The following is a 16,827-nucleotide window of genomic DNA, read 5'->3' on the forward strand; positions in this document are numbered from 1 at the left end:
ATCGTCGCAGTGTGACAGGCTACCGCAGGCGGGCCAGAAATGCGGTCAGATCATCCGTGTGATGGTGGATGTGATCGGCCTCATGCGGGTCCGGGGCGACATGAACCGTGCGCATTCCCATCTCATGCGGGGCGGCCAGATTACGCGGGTCATCCTCGAACATGGCGGCCTTGTCAGACTGAATGCCATCCTGTGCAAAGATGGCTTCAAAGGCGGCTTTCTCGGGCTTTGGCCGATACCCGGCATGTTCGACGCCATAGATTGCATCAAACAGCCCCGAAAGCCCGCGCGCCTGCAAAACCCGCTCGGCGTAGGGTGCGCTGCCATTGGTGTAGACGATGCGCCGTCCGGGCAGGGCGCGAATGTGATCGGCCAGCTCTGCATCCGGGTCCATATGGCTCATGTCCACCTGATGCACCGCGTGCAGATAGGGCTCGGGGTCCAGATCATGTTCGGCCATCAACCCGGCCAGCGTAGTGCCGTATTGGCGCCAGTACTGCCCGCGCAGCCTGTCGGCCTCGGCCCGGTCCACGCCGATGGCCTGCACCACGTAATCCGTCATCAGAACTTCGATCTGATCGAACAGCTGCATATGCGGCGGATAGAGGGTGTTATCCAGATCGAACACCCATTGCGTGACATGACTGAAGGACGGTTTGACCATGGCTTGGGTTTAGGGCGCGGGCGGGGTGTTTTCAATGCCGTACTTGATTGACGCCCCCAGAGACGGATAGACATGTCCGAACGAGGAGACAGAATACCCCATGAGCCAGACCCGATCCCCCACCAAGGATGCCTATAGCCTGATACTCGAAGCCATTGATGTCGGCGTCTACAAGCCCGGCGATCGTCTGGTGGAAAGCGAGCTGGCAGAACGGTTCGGGGTGTCGCGCACCCCGATCCGCGAAGCGTTGCAACGCCTGGAAACCCAGTCTCTGCTGGAACGGGACGGTCGGTCACTGATCGTGGCGTCGCTGGACCACAACCAGATGGCCGAGCTTTATATCGTGCGGCGCGAACTGGAAGGGCTCGCCGCGCGGCTGGCTGCCAAACACGCCACCGAAGAAGAGATCAGGGTTCTTCAGGACATGGTTCTCGAAGATGACAAGCTGGTGGGCGATCCGATGGCGCTGTCACGTGCCAACCGGCGCTTTCACGAACAGATCCATCTGGCCTCGCACAACCGCTACCTTGTCCAGCAGCTTGATCTGGTGCACCGGACAATGGCCTTGATGGCGACTACGTCCTTGGCCGTGCAGGGGCGCGGAGAGATTGCCCAGAGCGAACATAAAGGCATTGTCGAAGCCATTGCCGCGCGCGATGAAGAGGCGGCGGGGCGGGCGCTCAAGGACCATATCTCGATCGCGTTCATGACGCGCCTGAAACAGGACGCAAGCCGCCGCGACAAGTGATTATCAGGTCAGCGGCTCGTCTTCGCTGGCCTGCCCGTGCTGGGTTTTGTCCCAGAAAAACGGGTTGGTCGCCAATTCCCACAGCGCCTTGTAACCGGCAATCACGCCCAGCGGGAAATAAAGAAACATCGTCGGAACCCAAAGCAAAAGAAACCGCCGCTCACGCGCGGATACGGCGATCAGGCCAACGCCGATACTCAGCCCCTCTGCCACCAGAAACAGCCCGATCAGCGCGTTTGAGATGGATTGCGGCAGAATAGGTCCCATCGGATTGGCCAGCCCCAGACTCGACAGCCAGAATACCCAGAGAACGGGTGCCAGCAGAAATTGCCCCAGCGTACCCAGAAAGAACGCCTGAAGGCCCAGAAATCTGGCACCTCCAAGGTCACGCCACAGCTTTTGCGGGCTGCGCATATGCACCAGATACGTGACCATGAACCCCTTGAGCCAGCGCGAGCGCTGTTTGACCCAGGGCCAGGCCCGGAAATTCGCCTCTTCATATGTTGTGGTATCCACCATTTCGGTCCGGTACCCGGCCCGGTACAGCCTTACGCCCAGATCAGCATCCTCGGTGACGTTATGGGCATCCCAGCCGCCAAGTTCCAACAGCTTGTCGCGACGGAAAAAGAACGTGGTGCCCCCAAGTGGCACTACCAGCCCCATGCGGGCGATCCCCGGCAGGATCACGCGGAACCAGCTGTTGTATTCGATGGTAAAGCAGCGTGACCGCCAGTTGGTGCGCGGGTTGTAGTAATCCAGAACTCCTTGCAGGCACACCACATCCGGCGCGGCCTGGGTGAAATGCGCCACCACGCGCTCAATCTGATCCGGTTGTGGGGCGTCCTCTGCATCCCAGACGCCAACGAAGTCGCCCCGGCAGAAATCCAGCGCGTAATTCATGGCGCGGGGTTTGGTGGTCAGCCCGTTCAGCTCGGGCACCTCGACGATGCGCATCCAGCTGGGCAGGCTCACCTGTGCAAGGGCATTGCGCGTCACGTCATCCTTTTCCTCAAGCACAAGGATGACATCCAGCAACGCCTTGGGATAGGTCAGCCGCTGCAGCCTGTGCACCAGAGCGTTCGCGATCTCGCGCTCCTTGTACAATGGCACCATGATCGACACGCAGGGCTGCCGCAATGTGATGGCCGCTTCGGTGTGGTCCGGCTGCGTTCTCAGGCGATGCCAAAGATAAGCCAGCGTGCCAGCCATCCGAAAGACCGCAAACAGCACCAGAGTTCCCACAGCCATGCCCAGCATCGCCAGCAGACCAAAGGACGGGAATACGGCAAACAGCCCCAGCACACACAACAGGGCCACCGAAGGCCCCACGCGCGACCTGAGGGTCCAGTTGCGGCAGCTTTGCGCGGGATCAACCCGCGTTTCCGCCGATCTGGCCAAAGACCCCGAGAATTGCCGCGCAATCGTGCGGTCGATCTGATCGGATGCCGCCAGCACCGGGATCACGGCGTAATCACACTCCCGCATCCCGGCGGTCACGGTCGCGAACCGGTCGGGCCGGGCAGTGGCCACCAGAACAAGGGGGCCAATCCGCATCCAGGGGATGACATTGTGTTTCAGCCAGAAGTCGACCGGCATCAACCCGCTCAGTTCCGGCATCGGCGGGATCTGTTCAAGATCGGCAATCTGCCAGCCGGATTGCGCAGACAGCGCGCTCAACACGTCCTGCCGGGTGGCATAGCCTTCTCCGACCAGTATCTCTCCCAGCGGTGCGTTCTGTCTGGTTTGCTGGCTCAGCGCATGGTCCAGCTGGGATCGGGTGATAGCTCCGGTTTCCAGCAGGCAGGTGCCCAACGGTTTCCGATACCCGGGCGCGGGGATCGGTGCGGCGGACGTGAAATCCAGAAGATCAAGCTCAGCCATAACAAAACCCTGGCGCAGTTACCTGCGCTCAGGGTTGTTCGATCAGGGTTAACACCCGGTTAACACTGCACAGACAAGCAGTTATGCCTGAATTTTCTTCTTTTCCATGGCCTCGGCGAAACGCTCGAACAGATAGAAACTGTCCTGCGGTCCGGGCGATGCCTCGGGGTGGTATTGCACCGAATAAACCGGCCTATCCGCCATGCGGATACCGCAGTTCGAACCGTCAAACAGCGACCGGTGGGTTTCCACGACGCCATCCGGCAGGGATTGCGCATCGACAGCAAAACCGTGGTTCATCGACGTGATCTCGACTTTGCCGGTGTCCAGATCCTTGACCGGGTGGTTCGCGCCATGGTGGCCATGGTTCATCTTGACCGTCTGACCTCCCAGCGCCAGCGCCAGCATCTGGTGTCCAAGGCAGATGCCGAACACAGGCAGGTCTGTCGTCTCCAGAATCTCTTTGATCATCGGCACGGCGTATTCACCCGTTGCCGCCGGATCGCCGGGGCCGTTCGACAGGAACACACCGTCAGGTTGATGCGCCAGCACGTCGGCTGCGGTGGCAGTCGCGGGCAGAACGGTAACGTCACACCCAGCGGATGCGAGGCAGCGCAGGATGTTGCGCTTGGCGCCATAGTCAACGGCAACGACCTTGTGGGCAGGGGCCTTCTGACGTTGGTACCCATCCGGCCAGGCCCACCGCATCTCATCCCAGCGATAGCTTTGGGCGCAGGTGACATCCTTGGCCAGGTCCATGCCTTCCAGCCCTGCAAAACCACGCGCGGCGGCGACCAGCGCCTCGATGTCGAAATTTCCCTCGGGATCATGGGCCAGCGCCACATGCGGCGCGCCCTGCTGGCGGATGGCACGGGTCAGGCGGCGGGTATCGACACCCCCGATGGCGATGCGCCCCCGACGCGCCAGCCAGCCCTTGAGCTCCTCGGCCGAGCGCCAGTTCGATGGCTCGGTCGGATCCCATTTCACGACCATGCCCGCCGCGACCGGATCACCGGTTTCGTCATCTTCCGGGTTCACGCCGACATTGCCGATATGAGGGAATGTAAAGGTCACGATCTGCCCGGCATAAGACGGGTCGGTCATGATCTCCTGATATCCGGTCATCGCCGTGTTAAAGCACAGCTCGGCCACGGTTTGCCCGGTCGCGCCGAAGCCTGCGCCGTAAAACAGGGTTCCATCGGCCAAAGCCAGACATGCGGTGGGCTTGGACGGGGCATTCGGGGCCATGGCGCGACTCTCCTGTAGGGTAAATCGGCGCATACCTAAGGGGGTTGCGCGTCTGGGTCAAGTCTGTTCAATTTTTGGGCTATTGTTGTTTTTCAATGGTTTAGCTGTATTCACCCCCGGTTGTGTCAGGCTTTTTGTTTCGATATGGTCGGGGTTCCGTTGTCATGGGGATGGACAAACCAAATGGACATGCGATCACGGGTGAATGCCGCCCTGAAGCAAGCAATGAAAGACAAAGCAGCCGAGCGTCTGTCGACGCTGCGGTTGATCAACGCCGCCATCAAAGACCGCGACATCGCGGCACGTGCGTCCGAAAATGAAGAAGCAAAGGGATGCAGCGACGCAGAGGTTCTTGAAATCCTTGGTAAAATGACCAAGCAGCGCAAGGAAAGCGCCCGCGCCTACGAAGAGGGCGGTCGCCTGGATCTGGCCGAACGCGAGATTCGCGAAGTCGAGGTGATCGAGGAATTTCTGCCCAAACAGCTGGATGACGATGAGGTCAGCAAGGCCATTCAAACCGCCATCACGGCAACCGGCGCGGGTTCGATCCGCGATATGGGCAAGGTGATGGGCGAGTTGAAAACGCGCTATACCGGCCAGATGGATTTCGGCAAGGTCGGTCCTATGGTCAAGGATCACCTGTGCGCAGCCTCAAACGGAGATTGCTGAGGCACTGGGCCTCGGAAAACATTACTGCGCGACCGGCTCGCGCAGTCTTAGGACCAGCTCGTCATAAAGCGTGATCCGCTCATCTTCGGACAGAAACGCCCCGATTTCGACCTCGCGCCCGTCTCCGACAAGGGTGACATAATGCGGAACCGGGCCGCCTTTCTCGTGCATCGCGGGCCGCGCCCAATAGCGGTTGCAAGACCATTCGTGCTGCTCTTTGCCGGGGGTGTGGTGCACCAGCCGCGCATGTGTGCCCGACAGGGTCAGTACCTCGAACACACTGCGGGCGCGGTAGTTGGTCTTGATGGCCAGCCACAGCCCCAGCACAGTGATCAGCAGAAACGGCAGCAACCCCCACAGGATCACGGAACCAAGCGTGGCCAGCAGCGGGATCAGGCCAAACAGGAACACCGACAGGATCGTGATCATCGCCCCCCGCGGCGGCAGCGAGTTATGCGGCCAAAGCCGCAGTTCCTGTTCGGTTTCCGAGGTCTGATTCCACGTATAGGGCATACCGCGAACATAGCGCAGCGCCGCCTCATGTCGACGGGTTTTGATCAGACGACGTGGCCGACCCGAGACCAGGACAGGGCGTCATCCAGACGATCGTCACCCCAGAACACCTCCTGCCGGACAACAAAGCTGGGGGCGCCGAAAACACCCAGTTTGACGGCGGTTTCGGTTTCCGCCTCAAGGGCTGCGACAATGTCGTCGCCTTGCGCGCGTGCCAGGGTCAGTCGGGGGTCCTGCTGACACCGCAAAAGCGCCTCGGACAGCGCACTTTCGCGACCGGCTTCCACCCCTTCCTCGAACCAGATGCGATAGAGCGTTTGGGTGAACGTCACGCCCCAGCCATCCATCATTCCAAGCAACGCAACCTGATTGGCCAGTGGCAGATTGGAAATCGGATAGGGCGCGGGCAGGTTGGCGTGGATGTGGTACTTGGCACAGCGGCGTTCGATGTCGCGCCACATATAAGCCGATTTCACAGGCTTTCCGGCAAAAGGAATATTCTGCTGGGCCGACATCACCGTACGCACGTTGAACGGGCGCCAGTTCACCGTGGCGTCATGCTGGGCGCACCATTCCTCCAGACGCATCACGGTCAGGAAGCTGTACGTGCTGCCAATGGAATACCAAAAGTCGATCTCGGGCATTGCCGACCCTCCGACTGTTCCGTCCGCACATCATAGCTGATTTCGGGGCACTTGGCGAACGCGAGGTGAGGGCAAAGAAAAACCCCGCCACCTGGGCGGGGTTTCTTGGATCAGGTCGGGATCAGTGCGCGTGGCCCTTGTCCCAGTCTTCCTGCTTGGGCAGCTGCTCGAACGTGTGCTCGGGCGGCGGCGTGGGCAGGGTCCATTCCAGCGTATCCGCATACTCGTTCCAGTAGTTGGGCCGGGTCTCGCGTGCGCCACGCAGCAGGGCGTAGATCACGATGCCGAAGAACAGCAGGAACGAGGCGAACGAGATGAACGCGCCGATCGACGAAACATAGTTCCACTGCGCGAACGCTTCGGGATAGTCGATGTAGCGGCGCGGCATGCCCTGACGACCCAGGAAGTGCTGCGGGAAGAAGGTCAGGTTGGCGCCGATGAAGAACATCCAGAAGTGAACCTTGCCCCAGAACTCGGAATACTGGCGACCGGTCATTTTTGCGAAGTAGAAATACATCCCCGCAAAGATCGCAAAGACAGCACCCAAGCTCATCACATAGTGGAAGTGTGCCACCACATAGTAGGTGTCGTGATAGGCACGGTCCACGCCAGCCTGCGACAGCACCACACCGGTCACACCGCCAACGGTGAACAGGAACAGGAAGCCAAAGGCAAACAGCATCGGTGTCTTGAACTCGATGGAACCGCCCCACATGGTCGCGATCCACGAGAAGACCTTAACGCCCGTCGGAACCGCGATGACCATCGTGGCCAGCATGAAATAGGCCTGCTGACGCAGCGACATGCCAACGGTGTACATGTGGTGCGCCCACACGACAAAGCCCAGCACACCGATTGCGATAATCGCCCAGACCATCGGCAGATAGCCAAAGATCGGCTTGCGCGAGAAGGTCGCGATGACATGGCTGATGATGCCGAAACCGGGCAGGATCACGATATACACTTCCGGGTGGCCAAAGAACCACAGGATGTGCTGATACAGGATCGGATCGCCGCCACCGGCCGGATCAAAGAAGGTAAAGCCAAAGTTGCGGTCCATCAGCAACATGGTGATCGCGCCCGCCAGAACCGGCAGCGACAGCAGAATCAGCCACGAGGTGACGAAGATCGACCAGCTGAACAGCGGCACCTTGAACAGGGTCATGCCGGGGGCACGCATGTTCAGGAAGGTGGTGATCATGTTGATCGCGCCGAGGATCGAGGAGGCGCCCGATACGTGTACGGCAAAGATCGCAAGGTCCATGGACATGCCGCCCTCGGTCGTGGACAGCGGCGGGTACAGAACCCAGCCCACGCCCGAACCCATCTGATCGTTACCACCCGGGCTCAGCAGCGAGGCCACACCCAGCGAGGTACCGGCAACATAAAGCCAGAAGGACAGGTTGTTCATCCGCGGGAACGCCATATCCGGCGCGCCGATCTGCAACGGCATGAAATAGTTGCCAAATCCGCCGAACAGGGCAGGGATGACAACAAAGAACATCATCAGAACACCGTGATAGGTGATCATCACGTTCCACAGATGCCCGTTGGGCGTACACGGGTCGGCCATGAAGCCTTCCAGGCACATGTACTGAACACCGGGGTGCATCAGTTCAAGCCGCATGTAAACGGTCATCAGAACCGAGATCAGACCGGCCAGAGCCGAAACGATCAGGTACAGAATCCCGATGTCCTTGTGGTTGGTCGACATGAACCAGCGCTGGAAAAAGCTGCGCTGGTCTTCATGGTCGTGACCATGAATGGCTGCGTCTGCCATTATAGGTGCCTCCTGTTGCAACTACACCGCGCAGCCGGACCTCTCCAACGCGCGGGATTCCTGCTGGTTTTAGAATGCGTAGGGGCGACCTTCAATGGCCGAGTTTGATCTGGATCAAGATAAATGGCCGCACCCCCCTTGAAAACGGGTGTTCGAGAAGCCGGGATCTGAGCGTTCGGGGGGGCTGGTGATACAGCGGGCCTGGCGCCTGTGTTCAGGTCGCCCGCAATGGGTCCGTCTCTCAAAGCTGACCGGAAAGGCGTGAACCTTTGCCTCTGGCCAATCACCCGAACCGAGGACAGGGAAGGGGGGAGCGCCGAGACCTTCTAAGACATTCGTGCTTGCGCAGCGAACTACCTGTGGCCCACCCCGCCCTTGTCGCGCACCTTGAGGCGCATCGAGTTAGCCTGCCATCTAATAGGCTCACACAGCGTTCGGAACACCTTGAAGAAATGCTGATCACTCGATCTCGTTTTTGAATATCCTGCCGTCCTTCATGATCAGGTCGAAGTTTGCATCGGGGTCCGCGACCAGATCGATATCGTCCATAGGATTGCCATCGACGAGGATCAGATCAGCATAAGCGCCTTCCCGGATCACACCAAGCGGGCCTTCCTGGTACGGGTGGCGCGGTCCGGCGAGTTCTATCAATTCAGCATTTGTCGAGGTCGCCATTTTCAGAACCTCGTATGGCGTGTACCAAGTCTTCATCTTCGCCAGGAATTTGCCTTGTTTTTTCGCAAGCTCCGCATCGAAAAGCATATCTGTGCCGAATGCGACCTTCACGCCGATCTCTTTGGCCATATCGATTGAGGTCGTGGTGCCATCAGTAACCTCCACCCATTTCGCTGTGCTAACTGGGTCGCTGAATGAGAAAGCGTCCTCGTCGTCAAGCAATGGCTGGACAGACAACCAGACGCCGTTGTCCTTCATCATCTGTAGGGTTTCCCTGCTGAGCAAATTGCCGTGCTCAATGGTTTTGACCCCGGCTTCAATCGCCATTTGGGCAGCTGCATCGGTAAAGATATGCGAGGCGACGTAGGTATTGTAACTTTCTGCAACCGCGACGAATGCCTTCAACTCTTCGAGCGTGTATTGGCTCATGTCGAGCGGGTCATAGACCGACGAAACACCGCCACCGCCAGAAATCTTGATTTGCGAAGCGCCCATGCGCATGACTTCGCGGGCGCGCAGTGTGACGTCGTCAACCCCGTCCGCGATCAGCATCAGCCCCACACGGTTCCAATACCAAAGCGAGTCACCCGGGTTTGAAGGCGCGTCCTGGTAGGCACCGTAGTCAAAATGACCGCCCGTCTGGCTAATCGGAGGGCCAGAAGGCACGATTCGTGGGCCGGGAATTTCGCCCGCATCGATCATCTTCTTTGTCGCGAAGGGATTGCCGCCGACGTCTCGCACCGTCGTGAATCCGCGCATCAGCGTGTCTTCCGATCCCATGGCACCCCGGATTGCGATCTCGAGTATATCTCCGGAAATCACGGTGGTTTGAGCCGCGCAACAATATGAAGTGTGCCAGTGGACGTCGATGAGCCCCGGTATCATCGTGCGCCCGCCACCATCGATGACTGTCCCGCCCGCTACAGCGAGAGGTTCCGTGGTAACCGCAGTAATCAAGTTGTTGGTTACGACGACATTCGCACCTTCCAGTAGTTGTTCGCTTTCGCCGTCAAACACGTTCACGTTGGTGAACAGGATGGATGATCCATCCTGAGACATTGCCGGTGACCAGGCCAAGGCTAACGACAGCACGGTTATTGGAATACGGAAGAGAGCCGGCATTTACGAAATCCTTCTGAAGTCTGAACGGTCTGAAGATGCTCTTTCACGCTATACCTGTATATAACTCTGATCAACTTCACGTTCCGACCGTCGGAAATCCCAAGAGCCGCTCTGACAACGTTAAAAGGCGTCGGCGCGGCCTAGTTGACGAACGTCAGCTTCGTCCATCTGGCGGACCTTTGACTCGACCTGGATGAATTTCTCAAAAACTTAACCAGTTTACGTCCGATTAAGAGTTGCGAAATCTGTACTCTGCTGCCTAGGCAGGCATCACCTGTCGGGAACGCGCCGCATCTGTCTCTGAGGATGTGATCTCATGCCAAATCCAAGTGTACAAAACGTACAACGCCCTCTGAAAACCCGGTACATTTTGTACATTTCACGGCTCAATCCCCCGGCTTGACCCGGCGGGGCGGGTGGACCACAACTCGGGCAAAAGCCCCTCAAGGAACGGATGGCAACCATGGATTATGATCCCGACAACATCTTCGCCAAAATTCTGCGCGGCGAGATACCTTCGTCAAAAGTTTACGAAGACGCCGACACACTGGCCTTTATGGACATCATGCCTCGTGCCGATGGGCATTTGCTGGTGATCCCCAAAACGCCCTGCCGCAATGTGCTGGATGCCACGCCCGACCAACTGGCGGCGGTTATGAACACCGTTCAAAAGATGGCTCGTGCAGTGATGAAAGCCTTCGAGGCGGACGGTGTAACCATTCAGCAATTCAACGAAACCGCAGGCGGGCAGGAGGTTTTCCACCTCCATTTTCACATCCTGCCGCGTCATGACGGCGTGTCGATGCGCCCGTCTGGTAAAATGGGTGATTTCGACCTGATTGCCGAACATGCGGAGAAGATAAAACTCGCTTTGTAGTCAATATTTTACGGTCTGTCTGTGAGGTGATAATCCGGACGATTACCCACACCCGCCCGCGCATATCGCCGCGACCGGAGACAAGATATCCCGAAACCCTTCCTTGGGACCGACCAAGTGACTCAATAGCCGGATAACGCAGAAATCGCCTGCTCCCTTGCAACGCGAATTGGCCATAAGATTAAGCGGGAAGGGGGAAATGAATTGCCGTTCCGATTTGGGGTCGGAACGGCAGACTCGTAACCAAACACTTCTCGGATTTCGAGGGCGAGCCCTTGATCACCGGTTTAACATACCACTCACTCTTGATTGGCAGTTTCATATTACTCGTTAACAACTCCGGTGTATCCCAGAGAATTAAAATTTGCCTAAAGAATACCGTAAAACTGGATCGTTCTTGGTAAATTGCGACGTGTTTCGGAAACAGAGCCTTCCGCCCATCCATATTGTTGTATCGGGGAGCGACAGAATCTGATTCGACGACTGCTGAACCCCAGACAGAATCAGGTTTCCGAAGCGCCAAAAACCTCCTCAAAGGTTGTCTTCAAGGCCGCATCAAGATCATCCATGGTGACCGGAAGACCCAAATCCACCAACGAGGTCACGCCGTATTCGCTGATCCCGCAGGGAACAATGCCCGAAAAATGCTCCAGGTCCGGTTCGACATTGACCGAAATGCCATGAAAACTAACCCATTTTCGCAAACGTAAGCCAATTGCCGCGATCTTGTCCTCTGCCGGTTTGCCGGTCACCGTCAGCGGTTTGTCGTCGCGCCGCACCCAGACACCAACGCGTCCGTCGCGTATTTCGCCGTGTACGTTGAATTCAGCCAGTGCCGATATCACCCAGTTTTCCAGCTGCTTCACAAATTGGCGCACGTCGCGCCCGCGCTTGTTCAGGTCCAACATGACATAGGCCACACGCTGACCGGGCCCGTGATAGGTGTACTCGCCGCCGCGTTTGCTTGCATAAACCGGAAAGCGGTCAGGATCGGTCAGGTCTTCGATCTTTGCCGACGTGCCTGCTGTATAAAGCGGCGGGTGTTCCAGCAACCAGATGCACTCCTCCGCGTCGCCGCGCGCAATCCCGGCGACGCGCGCCTCCATAAAGGCGGTGGCGTCGTCATAACTGGTCAGACCATCGGTGATTTTCCATTCCATGGCGGCCTCATATCCGCCCAAAGCGGGCAGGGGAAGAGGGGTCAGGCCGCTTCGGCCAAACACTGTTGCAGCACCCGAGAATAGGTATCGACCCCTTGTGCGCCCGTCAGCAGGTATTTTCCGCCAAATACCATGGACGGCACACCAGAGATCCCCCGGCTGGTCCAGAACTGCTGTTTCTCTCGCACCAAAGCGATATGCTCCCCGGTCTCAAGCACCTGCCGTGCGGAATCAGGGTTCAGCCCGGCAGAAGTAACAGCCTGCAACAGAACCTCAATGTCGGAAACATCCTGTTGCCGGGTGAAATACGCGTCGAAAAGCGCAAGTTTCAATTGATGTTGCAGGCCCTGACCTTCGGCCCAATCCAGCAACTGATGCGCCTTGAATGTATTCACGATCCGGCTGTCTTCATCAAAGTTGAAGGTGAACCCCAGTTCCGCCCCGATCGCCGTTAGCCTGTCGCGTGCCTGCTGGCTCTGTTCAGGGGTCGAGCCATATTTCTCAGTGATGTGTTCCCGCAGGTTCTGCCCTTCAGGCGGCATGTTCGGGTTCAATTCGAACGGGTGCCAGCGAAGTTGGGCCTGGATGCCCTGCTGTTTCAAAGCCGCATCAAGCTGGCGAAACCCGACTATGCACCACGGGCACACGACGTCTGACACGATATCGATTTGGATGATGGGGCGGGTGTCGGGCGAAGTCATCTGCGGCTCCTGTCAGATCGAAACTGTGTTGTTTACCGGCTTAGATAAGGCTGCCGCGAAGGTTTTTAAACCAGCGTGTTTTTGCCTCTTCACATCGCGCGCGCCAACGTCTATACGCCGCTCTACCAAGTCACTGGCAGTGCGGTCGTGGCGGAATTGGTAGACGCGCAGCGTTGAGGTCGCTGTGGGGTAACTCCCGTGGAAGTTCGAGTCTTCTCGACCGCACCAAATCTTCTCGTATCTTGTGATATTCTAATTGGCTTACGCGAAGCAGGCTTTGCCGTTCTGGTCTGTTCTCTTGCATTGCAAATCCGAGGCCCGTAACTAAGCCAGGTGTTGGGAAGCGCGCCATACCTCTGCAATGATGCGATTTTTCCCTTCGTCCTGAGTTTGCGAGCCAAGGTTGCGGGTAGGTGCGATGAGACTTGTCATATCAACGATGAAAGACGAGGGGCCGTTCATCCTTGAATGGATCGCCTATTACCTTTCGATCGGGTTCACGCATTTCATAGTCAATTCGAATGACTGTTCTGATGGCACCGATGCGATCCTGAAAAGATGCGAGGAACTGGGTTTTCTGGTGCATATCGATAACCCCGGTCCCTGGAAGCATGGGCCGCAGGCGTCGGCCTATGCGAACGCTATGGAACATCCCTGGTACGCTGAGGCCGAGTGGATTCTGGTTTGTGATGTCGACGAATTTCTCGATATCCGTGTTGGGGACGGCACGCTGGACGATATGTTTCGCACCTTTCCACATGCAGACGGATTTGCCGCGATATGGCAGATGTTCGGACACAATGGGATTGTCGAGTTTGAAGACAAGTTTGTGATCGAACAATTCACATCTGCAGCAGAGTTGGGGGTGGTCACACCGCAGAATGTGCGTGCCTTCAAATCGCTTGTCAGAAACAACGGGTCTTATCGGGCGATCAACACACACCGTCCGCGTGGCCCAATCGCCGGCAAGGCTGAAAGCTTTGCATGGATCGATGGTGACGGAGATCCCTTGCCACCTGCAATGCGGCGAAACGGTTGGTCTCATTCCACGACTGGCGCGGCCTTTGGGCAGCAGTTTTTCAGGATGAACCACTATGCCGTCCGGTCCATTGAGAGTTATCTGATGAAGCGGCTGCGGGGGGATGTAAACACAACCGCGTTTCATCCCAAGATGGAGGCAACGGGACAAGCCTATTGGCACATGCATTGCTTCAACAAGGTTGAAGAATTATCGGTCCTTTCCAAATTGGACCGCCTTGGAAAATCGTATGATGAACTACGTGCGGATCGTGTTCTGGGAGACTTGCACGAAAAAGCTGTTGCTTATCACAAGCGCCGTATCTCGGAGATACGTGAAACAGAGGCCGCGCAGGGATTCATAACTCGGTACAAGAATTTTGCCGGGGGGCGATATATCAAGGCGCTGGATCTGGGCGTGATGGAAGAAGGCGATCTTTCCTTTGATGCCGAGACCTACAAAGACCCCGAAGTTTCTTTCGCGCAAGTTGCGAAATGGACGCGCTTGGGCAAGATGTCCAAACCTGAAAACTCAAAACCCAATAACTACCCTTGGTTTACCCGGCTGGATTCTCTGGGAACGGCCATGGAGTACGAAGAAGCGGCGGCGCAGCATGCATTAATCACTAATGCAAAACAGGTGGACTTGCCGTTCGATCCGAAGGACCCATCTTTCCTGCCGCCAGTGTCTCCGGAGGTTGAAAGAACGAAAGAGCAGCGACAGCGGTTCTTGCGGTCAATCAGCGGCAAGAAGAACTGGGTTTTGATCGGGCATGTCGAAACCGAAATTGTAGAAGAAATACTCGCATTGGATGCAGTTGCTCAATTGACGATCATCGGGCCATGGGGGCTGTCGTGGGATACATTCGCCTGCAAGGATACAACGCAAGATAGTAATCTACAGGCCCTGGATCGCACGTTCTATGCATTGCTGGAGTACTTCCGCGAACCGATCATTGCGGGGCGTCTGAGGGTCTACCGGGCGCTGCCGCCTTTGATGCTGAAGCTGTTTCAGGATCAAAGTGTGGGCGTCGTGATCATACGCGGCGTTCGCGCCGAGCGTGTCATGTTGCAATTGCTGAACCGGATCGACAGGGTTCTGGCTCCGGGCGGAAGTATCGCTTTTACATCCTACAGGCGGGGCAAAGGGTCTTATTCCGGAATGTCTTCGGCTATTAACCGTTTTCTTGCGAGTAAAGCGAGTGACTATCGGATTACAAGCCTCGAGCCTCCGTGGCTTGGTATCGACAAGTTGCCACCACTTTCCAAAAACGACACATAGCTTCTGGTTCTTGAAGCAACGACATGTTAGCCATTGCCCAATAAACAAAACGGGTTTCGTGTGAATTCAATACCCGTCTGCAAGTGAGGTCGAGATGTCAAACGAACCCAGAGTGATCGGTGCTGTTCCCGGCAGCCAGAATAAACCGAACGCAGACAAGGCAACCAAGCGCAAGAATACAAAAGACGCGATACGTCGTACGTTCCTGACGCGCCTTCCCAAGGGCGGGGTGGCTGTTGAGATCGGTGTCTGGCAGGGCGAGTTTTCTCCGACAATCCTCAAATTGCTTGAACCCAGTCAGTTGTTTCTGATCGATCCCTGGAAACATATTGGCGAGGAATCGCATACAACGGCGTTTGTCGGTCGGACCGAAGACGAAAAGATGGAAGCCATCTTCCAGAAGGTCGTCGCGTCCTTCGAAAAAGAGATCGAGGAAGGCAAGGTTGGCATCATTCGCGATTTCTCGGTGCCGGCATTAAAGCTCTTTGACGATGAGAGCATTTCATTTGCCTATGTCGATGGGGATCATTCTTACGAAGGAGTAACTGCGGACCTGGAGGCGTTGTTTCCCAAGATCAAAGCGGGTGGGATCATGGCGTTTGATGATTACCACCGTCGCGGTTGGTGGGGCGACGGGGTGATCCGGGCCGTCAACGAGTTTCTGGGCAAACACCCCCGTGAATTGCGTATCCGGGCAATTGCTGGTGCGCAGATCGCTATAGAAAAAATCACTCCGCAAGACGACAGCAAGAAACAGGGCGACTAAGCGTCTGGGGTGAATGGCAGTGACGAACAAGCCTGAAAAAATCCTCATCTCTGCAATGAAAAATGAGGGCCCATATATTCTGGAATGGGTGGCTCATCATAAAGCTTTGGGTTTCGACCGGATCATTGTTTACACCAACGATTGCACGGACGGTACGAACAGAATTCTGCGCCGTCTTGAGGCCCTGGGTCATGTTGAGTTTCACAGAAACCGCGTGGGAACAGGCGGGATTCACAGATCAGCTCTGAGGCAGGCCCGCCGTTTGCCCGTAGTGAAAGAAGCCAAGTGGGTCTATGTCTGCGATGCGGATGAGTTTCTGAATATTCATGTCGGAAACCATAAGGTGGACGACCTGATCGAGGCCACACCGGGTGTGGATGTCATTTCCATTCCATGGAAGATATTCTCGAACAGCGGTCGCCATGTGTTGCGCGACGCGCCAGTGACGCAGCAGTTTTTCGATGGTGAGTTAGAGTATGAGCAGGGCGGGGCGGGGCGCCGGTTCGTCAAATCGCTTTTCCGGCAGGGTGAAGTCTATCTCCGCTATGGTATGCACAACCCGCATCCCAAGTCCGAGTTTGAGGCAGGTGTGTTCCGGTCTGTTCCCGGGGGGCACGCGAAAGAACCCGCACCTTTTGGGAATCATGTTGCACCGCCTTTTGGATTTGAGATTGCACAGATCAATCACTATGCGGTCCGCTCCACACAAGCCTATCTGGCAAAGCGCAGCCGTGGGCGAGCTAATCACTCGTCCCAGACGTTGGGAACGGAATACTGGGACCGTTGGAACAGGGGTGGGGCGGCGGATGAGACGATCCTCAGGTACAAGGACGAAGTTGACGCATTGATGGCGGAGTTTCAGTCCGACGAACGGCTTGCGCGGCTGCACCGAAAAGCATTCCTGTGGCACAAGGCGTTGATCGAAGACCTTCTCAAACAGCCAGAATACAACGCGCTTTACCAGACGCTTGTTAATAAGCCGGCTGTAGAATTTGTTGCTAAAGACCGCGGATTGCACGCGCGTCTTTCGGCAGACAAGCAACCGTCTTCCAGCGAAAAACAGCCTGAATCCTGAAAAAC

Annotated in this window: 15 protein-coding genes and 1 tRNA gene; 7 read left to right on the top strand and 9 right to left on the bottom strand. The window is 57.0% G+C overall.

The genetic code is table 11. The annotated features are described in order from the left end of the window. Positions 1 to 19 precede the first annotated feature (19 nt). Positions 20 to 664 carry a pyrimidine 5'-nucleotidase gene (locus tag ACR3E2_RS03115; RefSeq protein ID WP_480481405.1) on the bottom strand — a complete coding sequence of 215 codons (645 nt, stop codon included), beginning with the start codon at positions 662 to 664 and terminating at the stop codon, positions 20 to 22. Positions 665 to 764: 100 nt separating this feature from the next. On the opposite strand from ACR3E2_RS03115, the gene ACR3E2_RS03120 reads away from it, so the two are divergent. Beyond that, positions 765 to 1,412 (top strand): GntR family transcriptional regulator, encoded by a 648-nt coding sequence (locus ACR3E2_RS03120; RefSeq protein WP_267363400.1) that lies wholly within the window; start codon positions 765 to 767, stop codon positions 1,410 to 1,412. A gap of 3 nt (positions 1,413 to 1,415) precedes the next feature. Here the strand turns inward: ACR3E2_RS03120 and ACR3E2_RS03125 are convergent, their stop codons facing one another. After that, positions 1,416 to 3,293: a glycosyltransferase gene (locus ACR3E2_RS03125; RefSeq protein ID WP_480481403.1), complete on the bottom strand. Its 1,878-nt coding sequence runs from the start codon at positions 3,291 to 3,293 to the stop codon at positions 1,416 to 1,418. An 81-nt stretch (positions 3,294 to 3,374) separates the two neighbouring features. Further along, the gene (carA, locus tag ACR3E2_RS03130; protein WP_480481401.1) at positions 3,375 to 4,541 is read right to left on the bottom strand and encodes a glutamine-hydrolyzing carbamoyl-phosphate synthase small subunit; all 1,167 of its coding nucleotides are present in this window, start codon (positions 4,539 to 4,541) and stop codon (positions 3,375 to 3,377) included. A gap of 183 nt (positions 4,542 to 4,724) precedes the next feature. Between carA and ACR3E2_RS03135 the strand changes: the two genes are divergently transcribed. Beyond that, complete coding sequence (locus ACR3E2_RS03135) at positions 4,725 to 5,210, top strand: GatB/YqeY domain-containing protein (RefSeq protein WP_480481399.1); 486 nt, start codon at positions 4,725 to 4,727, stop codon at positions 5,208 to 5,210. A gap of 21 nt (positions 5,211 to 5,231) precedes the next feature. Here the strand turns inward: ACR3E2_RS03135 and ACR3E2_RS03140 are convergent, their stop codons facing one another. The 4 genes from ACR3E2_RS03140 to ACR3E2_RS03155 form a co-directional block, all read right to left on the bottom strand. Continuing rightward, the gene (locus tag ACR3E2_RS03140) at positions 5,232 to 5,723 is read right to left on the bottom strand and encodes a DUF2244 domain-containing protein (RefSeq protein WP_209504230.1); all 492 of its coding nucleotides are present in this window, start codon (positions 5,721 to 5,723) and stop codon (positions 5,232 to 5,234) included. A gap of 44 nt (positions 5,724 to 5,767) precedes the next feature. Further along, positions 5,768 to 6,367 (bottom strand): 2-hydroxychromene-2-carboxylate isomerase, encoded by a 600-nt coding sequence (locus ACR3E2_RS03145; RefSeq protein WP_209504229.1) that lies wholly within the window; start codon positions 6,365 to 6,367, stop codon positions 5,768 to 5,770. A gap of 121 nt (positions 6,368 to 6,488) precedes the next feature. Continuing rightward, positions 6,489 to 8,147 carry a cytochrome c oxidase subunit I gene (gene ctaD / locus ACR3E2_RS03150; RefSeq protein WP_267366169.1) on the bottom strand — a complete coding sequence of 553 codons (1,659 nt, stop codon included), beginning with the start codon at positions 8,145 to 8,147 and terminating at the stop codon, positions 6,489 to 6,491. Positions 8,148 to 8,606: 459 nt separating this feature from the next. After that, a complete protein-coding gene (locus ACR3E2_RS03155) occupies positions 8,607 to 9,845 on the bottom strand; it encodes a metal-dependent hydrolase family protein (RefSeq protein WP_480481396.1) in 1,239 nt (412 codons plus the stop codon). 553 nt (positions 9,846 to 10,398) lie between these two features. Between ACR3E2_RS03155 and ACR3E2_RS03160 the strand changes: the two genes are divergently transcribed. Continuing rightward, positions 10,399 to 10,821 (top strand): HIT family protein, encoded by a 423-nt coding sequence (locus ACR3E2_RS03160; protein WP_480481394.1) that lies wholly within the window; start codon positions 10,399 to 10,401, stop codon positions 10,819 to 10,821. Between the two features lie 503 nt (positions 10,822 to 11,324). On the opposite strand, the gene lipB is transcribed toward ACR3E2_RS03160, so the two are convergent. Both lipB and ACR3E2_RS03170 read right to left on the bottom strand, forming a co-directional pair. Beyond that, a complete protein-coding gene (lipB, locus tag ACR3E2_RS03165; RefSeq protein WP_480481392.1) occupies positions 11,325 to 11,981 on the bottom strand; it encodes a lipoyl(octanoyl) transferase LipB in 657 nt (218 codons plus the stop codon). A gap of 41 nt (positions 11,982 to 12,022) precedes the next feature. Beyond that, the gene (locus ACR3E2_RS03170; RefSeq protein ID WP_480481390.1) at positions 12,023 to 12,682 is read right to left on the bottom strand and encodes a DsbA family oxidoreductase; all 660 of its coding nucleotides are present in this window, start codon (positions 12,680 to 12,682) and stop codon (positions 12,023 to 12,025) included. Positions 12,683 to 12,823: 141 nt separating this feature from the next. Here ACR3E2_RS03170 and ACR3E2_RS03175 point away from each other — a divergent pair. From ACR3E2_RS03175 to ACR3E2_RS03190, 4 genes are all read left to right on the top strand, one after another. Beyond that, positions 12,824 to 12,910: transfer RNA gene (locus ACR3E2_RS03175), tRNA-Leu, on the top strand. A 190-nt stretch (positions 12,911 to 13,100) separates the two neighbouring features. Further along, positions 13,101 to 14,981, top strand: coding sequence for a glycosyltransferase family 2 protein (locus ACR3E2_RS03180; RefSeq protein WP_480481388.1), 1,881 nt, complete (start codon positions 13,101 to 13,103; stop codon positions 14,979 to 14,981). 94 nt (positions 14,982 to 15,075) lie between these two features. Then, positions 15,076 to 15,747, top strand: a complete 672-nt coding sequence (locus tag ACR3E2_RS03185; protein ID WP_209595900.1) for a class I SAM-dependent methyltransferase — start codon at positions 15,076 to 15,078, stop codon at positions 15,745 to 15,747. Positions 15,748 to 15,802: 55 nt separating this feature from the next. Continuing rightward, positions 15,803 to 16,822: a glycosyltransferase family 2 protein gene (locus ACR3E2_RS03190; protein ID WP_480492687.1), complete on the top strand. Its 1,020-nt coding sequence runs from the start codon at positions 15,803 to 15,805 to the stop codon at positions 16,820 to 16,822. Positions 16,823 to 16,827: the final 5 nt, after the last annotated feature.

The organism is Ruegeria sp. AL7 (assembly GCF_056536105.1).

What these genes read in the sequence shown, in the direction of transcription:
- ACR3E2_RS03115 (WP_480481405.1), bottom strand. Translation starts at nt 664, where the DNA reads ATGGTCAAACCGTCCTTCAGTCATGTCACGCAATGGGTGTTCGATCTG.
- ACR3E2_RS03120 (WP_267363400.1), top strand. Translation starts at nt 765, where the DNA reads ATGAGCCAGACCCGATCCCCCACCAAGGATGCCTATAGCCTGATACTC.
- ACR3E2_RS03125 (WP_480481403.1), bottom strand. Translation starts at nt 3,293, where the DNA reads ATGGCTGAGCTTGATCTTCTGGATTTCACGTCCGCCGCACCGATCCCC.
- carA (WP_480481401.1), bottom strand. Translation starts at nt 4,541, where the DNA reads ATGGCCCCGAATGCCCCGTCCAAGCCCACCGCATGTCTGGCTTTGGCC.
- ACR3E2_RS03135 (WP_480481399.1), top strand. Translation starts at nt 4,725, where the DNA reads ATGGACATGCGATCACGGGTGAATGCCGCCCTGAAGCAAGCAATGAAA.
- ACR3E2_RS03140 (WP_209504230.1), bottom strand. Translation starts at nt 5,723, where the DNA reads ATGCCCTATACGTGGAATCAGACCTCGGAAACCGAACAGGAACTGCGG.
- ACR3E2_RS03145 (WP_209504229.1), bottom strand. Translation starts at nt 6,367, where the DNA reads ATGCCCGAGATCGACTTTTGGTATTCCATTGGCAGCACGTACAGCTTC.
- ctaD (WP_267366169.1), bottom strand. Translation starts at nt 8,147, where the DNA reads ATGGCAGACGCAGCCATTCATGGTCACGACCATGAAGACCAGCGCAGC.
- ACR3E2_RS03160 (WP_480481394.1), top strand. Translation starts at nt 10,399, where the DNA reads ATGGCAACCATGGATTATGATCCCGACAACATCTTCGCCAAAATTCTG.
- lipB (WP_480481392.1), bottom strand. Translation starts at nt 11,981, where the DNA reads ATGGAATGGAAAATCACCGATGGTCTGACCAGTTATGACGACGCCACC.
- ACR3E2_RS03170 (WP_480481390.1), bottom strand. Translation starts at nt 12,682, where the DNA reads ATGACTTCGCCCGACACCCGCCCCATCATCCAAATCGATATCGTGTCA.
- ACR3E2_RS03180 (WP_480481388.1), top strand. Translation starts at nt 13,101, where the DNA reads ATGAGACTTGTCATATCAACGATGAAAGACGAGGGGCCGTTCATCCTT.
- ACR3E2_RS03185 (WP_209595900.1), top strand. Translation starts at nt 15,076, where the DNA reads ATGTCAAACGAACCCAGAGTGATCGGTGCTGTTCCCGGCAGCCAGAAT.
- ACR3E2_RS03190 (WP_480492687.1), top strand. Translation starts at nt 15,803, where the DNA reads ATGAAAAATGAGGGCCCATATATTCTGGAATGGGTGGCTCATCATAAA.